General features: G+C 64.7%; 11 protein-coding genes. 10 read left to right on the forward strand and 1 reads right to left on the reverse strand.

The window, feature by feature from the left end; genetic code table 11:
• The 10 genes from G454_RS0107780 to G454_RS0107830 all read left to right on the forward strand — a co-directional run bounded on the left by G454_RS0107780 (nt 1) and on the right by G454_RS0107830 (nt 10,294).
• Nucleotides 1-1,851, forward strand: coding sequence for an ATP-binding protein (locus G454_RS0107780; RefSeq protein ID WP_027718170.1), 1,851 nt, complete (start codon nt 1-3; stop codon nt 1,849-1,851).
• A gap of 53 nt (nt 1,852-1,904) precedes the next feature.
• Nucleotides 1,905-2,888 (forward strand): metallophosphoesterase family protein, encoded by a 984-nt coding sequence (locus tag G454_RS0107785; protein ID WP_027718171.1) that lies wholly within the window; start codon nt 1,905-1,907, stop codon nt 2,886-2,888.
• A 7-nt stretch (nt 2,889-2,895) separates the two neighbouring features.
• The gene (locus tag G454_RS20370) at nt 2,896-4,230 is read left to right on the forward strand and encodes an AAA family ATPase (RefSeq protein ID WP_051276070.1); all 1,335 of its coding nucleotides are present in this window, start codon (nt 2,896-2,898) and stop codon (nt 4,228-4,230) included.
• The gene (locus G454_RS0107795) at nt 4,220-4,498 is read left to right on the forward strand and encodes a hypothetical protein (RefSeq protein WP_035107409.1); all 279 of its coding nucleotides are present in this window, start codon (nt 4,220-4,222) and stop codon (nt 4,496-4,498) included. Before G454_RS20370 ends, G454_RS0107795 begins: the two co-directional genes overlap by 11 nt.
• On the forward strand, nt 4,485-5,159 hold the full coding sequence (locus G454_RS18275; RefSeq protein WP_051276072.1) for an ATPase: 675 nt from the start codon (nt 4,485-4,487) through the stop codon (nt 5,157-5,159). Before G454_RS0107795 ends, G454_RS18275 begins: the two co-directional genes overlap by 14 nt.
• 324 nt (nt 5,160-5,483) lie before the next feature.
• Nucleotides 5,484-6,299 carry a cobalt ECF transporter T component CbiQ gene (gene cbiQ / locus G454_RS18280; protein WP_051276074.1) on the forward strand — a complete coding sequence of 272 codons (816 nt, stop codon included), beginning with the start codon at nt 5,484-5,486 and terminating at the stop codon, nt 6,297-6,299.
• Nucleotides 6,290-7,129, forward strand: a complete 840-nt coding sequence (locus tag G454_RS0107815; protein ID WP_245574352.1) for an ATP-binding cassette domain-containing protein — start codon at nt 6,290-6,292, stop codon at nt 7,127-7,129. The genes cbiQ and G454_RS0107815 overlap by 10 nt, the downstream gene beginning before the upstream one ends.
• A gap of 71 nt (nt 7,130-7,200) precedes the next feature.
• The gene (locus tag G454_RS0107820) at nt 7,201-8,175 is read left to right on the forward strand and encodes an MBL fold metallo-hydrolase (protein ID WP_156896707.1); all 975 of its coding nucleotides are present in this window, start codon (nt 7,201-7,203) and stop codon (nt 8,173-8,175) included.
• A 21-nt stretch (nt 8,176-8,196) separates the two neighbouring features.
• Nucleotides 8,197-9,588: a Mur ligase family protein gene (locus G454_RS0107825; protein WP_035107412.1), complete on the forward strand. Its 1,392-nt coding sequence runs from the start codon at nt 8,197-8,199 to the stop codon at nt 9,586-9,588.
• Nucleotides 9,557-10,294, forward strand: coding sequence for a type 1 glutamine amidotransferase (locus G454_RS0107830; RefSeq protein ID WP_211230009.1), 738 nt, complete (start codon nt 9,557-9,559; stop codon nt 10,292-10,294). The genes G454_RS0107825 and G454_RS0107830 overlap by 32 nt, the downstream gene beginning before the upstream one ends.
• A gap of 32 nt (nt 10,295-10,326) precedes the next feature.
• Here the strand turns inward: G454_RS0107830 and yhbH are convergent, their stop codons facing one another.
• Entirely contained in the window at nt 10,327-11,481 is a 1,155-nt protein-coding gene (gene yhbH / locus G454_RS0107835) for a sporulation protein YhbH (RefSeq protein WP_027718177.1), read from the reverse strand.
• Between the last annotated feature and the right edge of the window lie 2 nt (nt 11,482-11,483).

The following is an 11,483-nucleotide window of genomic DNA, read 5'->3' on the forward strand; positions in this document are numbered from 1 at the left end:
ATGCAGGTAGTAGGCACCACCACCCAGCAGGAAGTCTGGGTGGCCTCGCGGGAAAGAAAGTTTGTCATTAACGAGCTGCTGATCATCGAAGACCCGCCCCGGCACAACCCGCGGGGAGAAGTGGTGGAGACAAGTTCGTTTAACCGCTACATTCCCCTGGTCACGGAGTCCAACCCCCTGGTGGACGAAAAGGTGCTTGCCGGCCTCAAGGCGGTGGGCTACAATATCCAGGAAGAGGAGGTAAACCTGGCCCGCGTGCGCCTGATCGGCGAGGTGGCTACCCCGGTGGCCGTAGGATCACCCGTGCGCCTGCCCACCTTTGAGGAGGTGGCCGACCTCCTGGTGCGCCAGCCCCCGGAAAGGGGCCTGGTGCTGGGCGTCATCCGGGGCACGGAGGGCCTCTGCGCGCAGCTCCCCCGGGAGCTTTCCCGGCTCCTCTGGTTGTACGATGGGGAGAGGGGGCTTTTGCCCCAGGACGGGGTGCCCTTCATTTTCAATTACCGCGCCATGAACGAGTACCCCCACATCGGCATTTTCGGGGGGTCCGGTTCGGGCAAGTCTTTCGGCCTGCGCGTCTTGCTGGAGGAACTCATGGCCAGGGGTGTCCCGGGGGTGGTCCTGGATCCCCACTACGAGATGGATTTCTCCACCCCTTTCCCGGGCCTGCCGGAGGATTGCGTGCGGGACTTTAAGGGGCGCTTTGCGCTCTTTACCGTGGGGGTGGACGTGGGGGTGGACTTTGGCGACCTGACCTCCCGGGAGCTGGTTTCCCTGCTGGGCGTGGGGGAGCCCCTCCCCGAAGCCATGGCCAATGCCGTGCTCACCCTCCACGAAAGCGGCGACTCCTTCCAGTCGTTTAGCGCCAGGCTTTACGGCCTCATCGAGGCCATGGAAAACGAGCGGCAGCTGAAGCGCGAGCTGGAGGAAGTGAGCGACCCCGCCAAAAGAAAGCGCCTGGAGTGGCAATGGGAGCTGCTGGCCCGCTACCGCGACAAAATTGGCCATCTGGCTTCCTTAAAGGGGGTGGCCTGGCGCCTAAATGCCCTGGAGAGGGAGGGTATCTTTGCCGCCAACAGCCGCCCCGTGGAGGAGGCCCTTTTGGCGCGGCGCCTGGCGGTGATCCGCGGCCCGGTGCGCCTCCTCCAGATTTACGGGGCCTACCTCTTCGACCGCCTATACCAGAAGCGCCGCCGCTACCGCGATACCCTGCAGAAGGGCGAGCGTCCGGCCCCCTACTTTCCGCCTTTCTTTCTGGCCACCGATGAGGCCCACAACTTCTGCCCCAAGGGTGAGCGGGATACCTTCAGCCGGCGCGTTACCCGCACGATTGCCCAGGAAGGGCGCAAGTACGGCGTTAACCTCATCCTGGCCAGCCAGCGCATTGCCCTTTTAGACGATACGGTTACGGCCCAGCTGAATACCAAGCTCATCTTCCGCACCGTGCGCTCCACGGACCTGGCCACCATCAAGGAGGAAACCGATCTCGGAGCGGAGGAAGTGAGCCGCCTTCCCTACCTCGCTTCCGGCAACTGCTTTATCTCTTCGGCCATTACCGGGCGGGCGGTGGCCGTGCGCATCCGCTGCGCCTGGACGTCCAGCCCTCACCGCGAGAACCCCTTTGATGAGCTGGAAGAGGAGTCCCGCCGGGAAGAGGACCGCTTCTTTGAGGCGGTGAAGAAGCGCCTGCCCTTTGGCGCCTTTGAGCTCCACGTACACGGGCCGGCCATTGCCCGGGAACTCGGGGAGCAACTGAGCCACCAGGAGATCTTGAGCCGCCTACAGCGTCTGGTGGCCGAAGGCCGGCTGGGGGTGGAAAAAACGCCCCTGGGCGAGAGGTTCGTGCCCGTGTAGAAAGAATCCGGCAAAGGGGGTGGCGCCCGGCCAGCGGCGGGCCGGGCCTGGTTTTGCGTCTTCTCTTTCTTACCGACACTCATTTCCGCGGCACGTCGCCCCAGCACCGCCGGGACAACCTCATGGAAACCCAAAAGGAGAAGATGCGCGAGGTGGCCGCCCTGGTGCGGGAGCTGGAGATTAATGCCGTGATCCACGGCGGGGACCTCTGGGACTCCCCGCAGCCCTCCCTGGCCGTGGGGGCCGAGTTTGGCGCGCTCCTGAAGGAGCTGGGGGTGCCCGTGTACGCCGTTCCCGGCAACCACGACCTCTTCGGCCAGAACCCCGCCACGCTGCCCCGCACCATGCTGGGCCTGCTGGCCCGCTGGGGCATCGTGCACCTCCTGGAGCCGGAGAAGCCGGTTTTCCTGCGGGGCGGGGGAGTGGTGGTCCAGCTCACCGGCCAAGGCTTCCACTACGACATGGACCGGCGCGACCCGCTGCTGGACTACGCGGTGAGGAAAAAGGAGGGCGACGTGGCCATCCACGTGGTGCACGGCATGCTCCTTGACCGCTCCCTTTACCCCGGGGCGCCCTGCACGCTAATTGAGCGGGTGGCTCCCTTCACGCAGGCCGACTACACCCTCTGCGGCCACGCCCACCTGGGCTTCCCGGACACCTGCCTTTACGGGCGGTGGTTTTTAAACCCGGGCGCCCTGGTGCGCCTCTCCGCCCTGCCCCAGGAAGTGCAGCGGCGCCCGCAGGTGATCGTGCTGGACTTTACCGGCGGGCGGCCCGTGCATCGCGCCGTGGCCCTGAAGTGCGCCCGCCCCGGGGAAGAGGTGCTGGACCGCGCGGCCCTTGAGGAGGCCGCCTTCCGGGAGGAGAGGCTGGCCCTCTTTGTGCAGGGCATCCGTTCCGGCGGTGATTACCTGGGCCTGAGCCTGGAGGAGATCGTGGACAGCATTGCGCGCCGGCAAGGCCTGGCGGAAGAGGTGCGCGTGGAGGCCCTGCGCCGCCTGGGGAAGGTCCAGGCGGAGATTTTGAGGCGGGAGTGATGGCGGCTTGAGCCATAAAATCGTGAGGCTGACCATCGAAAACTTCCAGTCCCACGCCCGCACGGAAATGGAGCTTTCCCCCGGCCTGACGGTCATCGTGGGGGAGTCGGACCGGGGCAAAAGCGCCGTGGTCCGGGCCCTGCGCTGGCTCTTTTTCAACGAGCCCCGGGGAACGGACTTCATCCGCGTGGGGCAGGGCGAGTGCCGGGTGGCGGCGGAGTTTGCCGACGGCACCCGGCTGGTGCGGGAAAGGTCCCTGACCAGGAACCGCAACCGCTACATTATCTTGCGTCCCGGGCAGGAGCCCCAGGTTTTCGAGGGCTTTGGCAGCGAGGTGCCCCAGGAGGTGGTTGCCCTTCACGGCATGCGCCCCGTTTTCCTGGACGAAGACCAGGAGTTGGTGCTGAACCTGGCCGGGCAGCTGGAGCCACCTTTTTTGCTATCCGGCCCCGGCAACCTCAAGGCCAAGGCCATCGGGCGCCTGCACGGGGTTCACCTGGTGGACGCCGCCTTGAGGGATACCCTGGCGGACCTCTCCCGGCTGCAGCGTGAGGAAAAGCAGCTGGAAAGGGAGATAGGCGAGTTAAGGGAAAAGCTTGCCGCCTATCGGGACCTGCCAGCCCTGGGAGAGAGGCTGGCTAAAGCCACCGGCCTGTTCGGCCGGGCGGAAGCGCTGCAGGCCCGCCGCCAGGCCCTTTACGAGCTAGGCCAGCGCTTGCGGAGGCTGTGGCAGGAAAAAGAGCGGCTTCGTGTCCTGGTGGCGGCCATGCAGGGCCTGGAGGCGGCCCTGGAAAAGCGCAGGCTCCTGGAAGAGAAGGCCGCCCGCTACCGCCGGCTGCAGGAGCTAAGAGACCGCCGGGAGCAAAACCTGCATTTCCAGGCGGCGGCCAGGCGGCGGCTGCACGCGACGGCGGGGGTGGAAGATACCCTCCGCCGGCTTTCCTCGCTCGAACAGAAGGTTGCCCGCCTTTCCCTCTGCCGGGAGCTTTCCCGGCGGCTGGGCTTCTTGCGCGGGGAGCGGGCGGGCTTGGAAAGGGTGCTCTCCGCTACCGCCACCCTTTCCCGCGCGAGGGAAGGGTTCGAGCGGCTCGCACAGCTGCCCCTCAGGCTGGGGGAACTTTACCGCCAGCGCGCACACTTACTGGACGTGCGGGATCGCCTGGCGCGAGGGCGCCGGTTTTTAAAGGAGAAAGAGCGAGAGGTGGCGGAAAAGGCGGGCCAGTACGCCGCCCTCTTGAAGGAGCTGGGGCGCTGCCCCACCTGCTTTGCACCGGTGGACCGCCGCACGGCGGAACGCATCGCAGCCCACCTGGCGGAAGGGGTGAAGGTGGGTGAAGGATAAGGTTGCGGGCTATGAGGCCAGGATCGGCGAGCTGAAGAAGGGACTGGAAGAAGCCAACCGCCTGCGCATCCAGGCAGCCGCCCGGCTGGAGGAGCTCATGAGGCAGGAGCGGGAGATCCTGGATCAGCTGGCCGGGCTCGGCGTGAACCCGGAAGATCTGGACCGGGAAATAGCCCGCCTGGAAGGGGAGATAGAGGCGCTCCTCAAGGAGGTAGAGTCACTCATCCCCTGGGAGCTGATAGGGGAGGCGCGCCGTGGAAAAGATTAGGGAGGCCCTGCAGGAGTTCGCGCAATACTACCACCGGCGCCTGGGCGAGTCGCAGGCCATAGAGCAACAGCTCCGGGAGGCCGAGCGGAGGCGCGGGGAGGTGGCGGCGGAATTAGAGCTCCTGGAAAAGGTGAGGCTTTTGCTCCAGGAGGCCTCCGATTACGCCCGCGAGCAGGCCCGCCAGCAGGTAGAGTACATGGTGACCCAGGCCCTGCAGGTGGTTTTCGGGCCGGAGGTGGAGTTCAGGGTGGAAGTGGCGCAGCGCCGCGGGCAGCCGGAAGCCGAATTTTATGTGGTCAGCCGCTACGGGGGGGTGGAGGTAAAAAGCCGCCCCCAGGATGCCCGGGGCGGCGGGGTGGTGGACGTGATCTCCCTGGCCCTGCGCGTGGCGCTTCTGGAAACGGCCCGGCCTTCCATAGGCGGCCCGCTGGTTTTGGACGAGCCGGGAAAGCACCTTTCCGAGGAATTTGCCCCCAGCCTGGCCCATTTCCTGAAAACCATCGCCACCTCCTTTAACCGGCAGGTCATCATGGTTACCCACAACCACCACCTGGCGGAAGCGGCAGACCTGGCGTACTCCATAGACCTGCGCCAGGGGCAAAGCGTGGTGAAGAAGATTTTTGAAGGGGGCGGCAGGAATTCCGGGCCGGGGGTAGAATAAGTCCCTCTGTAAGGGGCGCCACGGAGGTGCCCGCGGGAAAACGGAACGGCTTTAACCTTATTTAAAAGTGCAAAGCGTTGGATTACGGTGACCACGGAGGTCTCCAGCAAAAGGGGGCAAGTGGTCATTTTTTTTTGCACGCCCCCCAAAAAACTTTGCCCGTGAGGGGGTTCATGGATGCACATGCCCGACGGGGGTTCATCACACGCGGTGGTCGTTTCTTTTGTCGTCAAAGCCCTGGGAGCCGAGGTGCTGGCAGGTGATAAAAAGTGAGGGAGAAGGTCTTGAAGCGGCCTGCGGGCCGCGCAGGGGAGGGCGCCAGCCGTGGAAGATTTATGGCTTAGGGAACAGGTGGAGGGCCATCCGGGAGCGTCCCCCCTGCACAGGATGGAGCCGCGCGTCAAGACGGCGGCGCTGGCAGGCTTTGTTATCCTGGCCACCCTGCTTTCTTCCCGCACCTCCCTGATCCTGGCGGCGATCTTCCTCCTCCTCCTGTCCCGAGCGGCGCGCCTCAGCTTATCCCACCTCGTCTTTCGCCTGCTCGGGGCACTGCCCTTTGTGGGGCTGGTGTGCCTGCTTTTGCCCTTTGTGACCCCGGGCGAGGCTATCTGGCGCTGGACGGGGGGCTTTGTCTCCCTGGCCGTTTCCCGGGAAGGGCTGGACCGTGCTTCTCTTCTCGGCCTGCGCGTGCTGGTGGCGCTGCTGGCGTTGAACCTCCTGGTGGCCACCACCGGGGCGGTACGCCTCTTTAAGGCCCTCTCTTCCCTGGGCGTTCCCGGGATTTTCCTCCAGTTGATCGAGCTCACCATCCGCTATATATTTGTAATGGCGGAGGAACTGGGCCGCATGCGGCAGGCCCGGGCCGCCCGGGGCTTTGTCCCAGGAAGGCACCTGTTCTGCCGGCGCACCTTCAGCGACCTGGGCCAGATGGTGGGCGCGCTGTTTGTCCGCTCCTGGCTGCGGGGGGAGCGGATTTACCTGGCCATGCTGGCCAGGGGTTATGCGGGCGCACCCGGGAAAGCGTTGCTGCCCCCGCCCGGCAGCCGGGACCTGGCCTGGGGAGCCGTGATCGTCTCCATCCCCCTCTGCCTACACTTGCTGGAAGCGGGGAGAGAAGCTTGGATCTTGCTGTGGAAGTAGAAGGCCTGCACTATACCTACCGTGACGGGACGGAGGCCCTGCGGGGCCTCTCTCTTTCTATTCCCCGGGGGAGCAGGGTGGCCATCATGGGCCCCAACGGGGCGGGCAAGTCCACTTTCCTCCTGCACCTAAACGGCCTCTACCTCCCGCAAAAGGGCAGGGTGCAGGTGCTGGGCAGGGAGGTAAACGCCCGCACGGCAAGGGAGCTGCGGAGCCTGGTGGGGCTGGTCTTTCAGGACCCCGACGACCAGGTCTTTTCCCCCACGGTGTACGAGGACGTGGCCTTCGGGCCCCTCAACATGGGCCTGCCCCCGGAGGAGGTGGCCGGGCGGGTGAAGGAAGCCCTGCTGGCCGTGGGCATGTGGGATCACCGGGAGAGGCACCCCTCGCGCCTGAGCTACGGGCAAAAAAAACGGGTGGCCATTGCCGGGGTGCTGGCCATGGGGCCGGAAATCATTGCCCTGGACGAGCCCATGGCCTACCTGGACCCCCAGGGAAAGGAGGCACTCCTGGAAATCCTGGGTCGCCTGCACGCCCGGGGAGTGACCATCCTGGTGGCCACCCACGATGTGGACATGGCCGCCGCCTGGGCCGACCACGTGATCATCATGAAGGAGGGGCGGGTTCTCGCCCGGGGAGAGCCCTCGCTGCTGGCTCGTGAGGACCTGGTGCGGGAAGCGGGGCTCGGCCTTCCCCTGGTAACCAGGATTTTTTGCGCCCTGCCGGAGCTGGAGCTGCCTTTCCTGCCCTACACCTGCGAGCAGGCGGTCAGGGTCCTTAGGGAGAAGCTGCTGGCGGATAAAAATGCGGGCCACGCCGGAATTGGTTAACCTTTTGAAATATCGGGCAGTTGTGGTATAATTAGGCCGTGCCCAACTTCTTTTTCCGGGAGAGTTGCTGCGTGCTGCCCATATACAGGATTGAGCTACCCACGCCGTACATGGTGGGGCCGGTCAACGCCTACCTCATCGCTTCGCCGCCCTACACCCTGGTGGACCCCGGCCCCGAAACGGATCAGGCCAAGGAGATGCTGCGGCAGGCCCTGGAAGAGCACGGCGTGCCGCTCGAAAAGGTGGAACGGGTCCTGCTGACCCATTTTCACTCGGACCACAGCGGCCTGGCCCGCTGGGTGCACGTTAATTCGGGAGCAAGGGTTTACGCCCACCCTTACGACCTGGCCAAGCTGGTGCCCGGCTATGATTTTCTCGGCCAGAGGCTCCCCCTGATAAAGGGTTCCGGCATCCCGCCCTCCCTCCTAGCGGAGATCCTGCAGGACAAAGACCCCTTGCCCGCGCCCTGGGTGCCGGAAGAGGCGGCTGCGGGCCTCGCGGACGGCGACGAAATCCACTTTGCAGGGGGGACCCTCAGGGTGCTGCACCTTCCGGGCCACGCCACGGGGCACCTTTGCTTTTACGACCCCGGGGGGCGCACCCTGCTGGCGGGGGATTTTCTTTTGCCCCACATTACCCCCAACCCCCTCCTGGAGCCCGACCCCGGCCATCCCGCCCGGCGCGCTCCCAGCCTGCGCCAGTACCTGCAAAGCCTGGAGAGGGTGGAGAGCCTTGAGGTGGAGCGGGTTCTGCCGGGGCACGGGCAGGAAATGAGTGGCTGCCGGCAGTTTGTGGTCCTGGGGAGGGAGCACCACCGGGCCCGGCTGCAGGCCGTGCTGGAGGCCCTGGAAGGAAACGGCCGGCTCACGGCCTTTGAGCTCACGCTAAAGCTTTTCCCCAACTTAAAGGGATTTGAAGTGCTCCTGGGCCTTTCGGAAGTGATGGCCCACCTGGATTATCTGGAGGAGTCGGGTAAGGTAGGGGTCCTGGAAGATGGAGGGGTGGCGAAATACTTCCTGGCTGCCGCGGGGCCGGAAGGATCTTAACTTTGCGGGGGTATTTTTCTTTTGCGTGTTCTCCTGGCCGTCCTGGCGGGTAAAATAGTGGCCTGGCTGGTGCGTTTCTTAAAGAGGGGCCGGGGGTCCTCCCTTCCCGGCCTGGTGGCTTTAAAAATTCACCCCCGGCTGCTCTCGCACTTCGTGCGTCAGGTGCGCCGCGGGGTAGTTATGGTTACCGGGACCAACGGCAAAACCACCACCAATAACATGCTGGCGCGCATGGTGGCGGATGCCGGCCTGCGCGCGGTGGTCAACGCCGAGGGGGCCAACCTGGTCACCGGCATCGCCACGGCCTTCATCCGGGCCGCCAGCTGGCGGGGACGTATCTTTTGCGACTACGCGCTGCTGGAGGTGGACGAGGCCACCTTCCCGCGTGCCGCTGCGCAGGTCAGGCCGGGCGCCGTGGTGGTGACCAACTTCTTCCGGGACCAGCTGGACCGCTACGGCGAGCTGGACAGGACCGTGGCTCTCATCCGGGACGCCCTGGCGGACCTGGAAAACGTGCGCCTGATCTTAAACGCCGACGACCCCCTGGTGGCCCAGCTGGCCGCCACCGGGCACGCAGCCACCTTTTACGGGCTGGGCCGCCATGCCGAGGTTAGCCCCACTTCCACCGCCGCCCGCGAGGGGCGTTTTTGCCCCTTTTGCGGACATGCCCTGACGTACGATTACTACCATTACAGCCAGCTGGGCAACTTCCGGTGCCCCTCCTGCGGCTTTTCCCGCCCCCGCGCCCAGGTGGAGGGCGAGGGCGTTTTTGCGGGTGCCCGCTACAGCCGCTGCCGCCTGCGCTACCCCGGCGGCACACAGGAGCTGGTCCTCGGCCAGCCCGGCCTCTATAACCTGTACAACGCGCTGGCGGCCTTTGCCGCCGGGCTGTTCCTGGGCCTTGACCCCGCGCGGATGGCAGGATCCCTGTCTTCCTACCTGCCCGCCACCGGGCGTATGGAAAGGTTCCGCTGCGGGGAGAAGCCCGTGCTTTTAAACCTGGTGAAAAATCCCACCGGCTTTAATGAGGGCCTGCGGGCCCTCCTGCATCTCGATCCCCCGGTGGATCTCCTGATTGCCCTTAACGATAACGATGCCGACGGGCGGGACGTTTCCTGGATCTGGGATGTGGACTTTGAGATGCTGGAAGGGATGCAGGAAAGGATTAACCTCATCTTTTGCACCGGGCAGAGGGGAGAGGAGATGGCCGTGAGGTTAAAGTATGCCGGCGTGCCCCTGGGAAAAATCGTAACGGAGGGCAGGATGGAGGAGGCGGTGCGCGGGGTGCTTAGGGCAAGCGGCAGCTCCGCCTGCCTCCTGGCCACCTACACGGCCCTCTGGCCCGTGGAAAGGATTTTATGCCGCTATGCCCAGAGAGAGCGTGCTCCTGAAGGTCTGCCATCTCTATCCTGACCTCCTCAACCTCTACGGCGACCGGGGCAACGTGATGGCCTTTGTGAGGCGCTGCCGGTGGAGGGGCATCGGGGTGGAGGTGGTGGCGGTGGACCTGGGGGACGAGGTGGACTTCAGAGAAATGGATTTCCTCTTCCTGGGCGGCGGCTCCGACCGCGAGCAGGGGCTGATGGCCCGCGACCTGGTGCGGAGGCGGGAGTGCTTGCGGGAGGCCATAGAGGACGGGCTGGTGGTGCTGGCCATCTGCGGCGGCTACCAGCTGCTGGGGCGCTATTACCGGAGCGCCGACGGGCGCACCATCCCCGGGCTGGACCTGCTGGACTTTTACACCGAGGCAGGTGCTTCGCGCTTGATCGGCAACGTGGCCGTGGAGGTGGTGATTGAAGGGGAAAGGGTAAAGGTGACCGGTTTCGAGAACCATGCCGGGCGCACCTACCTGGGGAGGATCGCGCCTTTCGGGCGTGTGCTGGCCGGTCACGGCAACAACGGACGCGACGGCACCGAGGGGGCCCGGTATAAAAACGTCTTCTGCTCCTACCTGCACGGTCCCCTGCTGCCCAAAAACCCCCGCCTGACCGACCACCTCATCTCGCTGGCCCTGCGGCGCCGCGGCCTGCCCGCAGAGCTCACTCCCCTGGATGACGGCCTGGAGGCGGCGGCCAGCGAGGTCATGCTCCGGAGGCTTCTCGGCCCGGGAAAGGCCTAGAAAAACAGCCGGCGGCGCGCAGTGTGCCCTGCTCATCCTTTAGGCTGGGTCGGCGCGCCGCCAAAGAATTTTTTGAGGGCCGGGTAGACGTCGCTTTTATCTTTAATAGTCACGCAGATAAACCTGGGGTGGTTGATTTTTTTGTAGGCCGAGCGCAGGGTGCTGGTGTAGTAATAGGGCCCCTCTATTTCCCCGTAGCCCACCAGGTTGCACACTTTAAGCAGCTCGTTGACCAGGCGCACGCAGTTTTCGTTGTCCGAGGCCAGGTTGTCGCCGTCGGAAAAGTGAAAGGCATAGATGTTATGCTCCTGGGGAGGGTAGCGCCTGTGGATGATTTCCAGGGCCAGCTTGTAGACCGAGGAGCACCGCGTACCGCCGCTGGCCCCCTTGGTGAAGAACTCCTCCTCGGTGGTCTCCTTGGCCTCTACATGGTGGGCCAAAAAGACGATCTGCACGTTCTGGTACTTGGTGCGCAGGAAGCGCACCATCCAGAAAAAGAAGCTGCGGGCAATGTACTTTTCAAAAGGCCCCATGGACCCGGAAGTGTCCATCATGGCCAAGACCACGGCGCTGGATTCTTTCCGCTGAACCACTTCCCATGACTTGTAGCGCAGGTCCTCCCGCGTGATTTTGTCCAACCCGCGTCTTCCCTGCCTGGCGTTGCGCAAGATGGCCTCCAGGATGGTGCGCTTGCGGTCGATGTTGCCCGAAACGCCCGTCTTGCGCACGTCGCGGAAGTCGAGCCCTTCGCTCACCACCTCCTGTTTTTTCTTTTCCTCCAGGTGGGGTAGTCCTAGATCCTCGAAGATGAGCTGGGCCAGCTCATCGAGGGTAATTTCCGCCTCGTAATAGTCGATCCCGGGTTCCTCACCGGCCTGCCCCTTGCCCTTGCCGCCTCCGGCCTGGTGGTCGCTGGCCACCACGTCCCCCACCTTGGTCCTGCCGGTGCCCTGCCCGGCATGCTTCCTCTTGCCCTGGTCGAAGCGGAAGTGAAACTCCTCCAGCGAGCGGATGGGCACTTTAATGATTTTGTGGCCGTCGCTCATGATAATGCTCTCCTCGGCCACCACGTCCACCAGATTTTTTTTAATGGCCTCCTTCACCTTCTCCTGGTGCCGCAGGCGGTCGATTTCCCCTTTGCGGTGCAGCGACCAGTCCTCCTTGGAAATGACAAACCTTCCGGACACCG

The sequence above is a fragment of the Desulfovirgula thermocuniculi DSM 16036 genome (assembly GCF_000429345.1).
Lineage (GTDB): Bacteria > Bacillota > Desulfotomaculia > Desulfotomaculales > Desulfovirgulaceae > Desulfovirgula > Desulfovirgula thermocuniculi.

Bases quoted from the DNA above. Each gene is read 5' to 3' on its own strand.
- G454_RS0107780 (WP_027718170.1), top strand. From the start codon at position 1: ATGCAGGTAGTAGGCACCACCACCCAGCAGGAAGTCTGGGTGGCCTCG.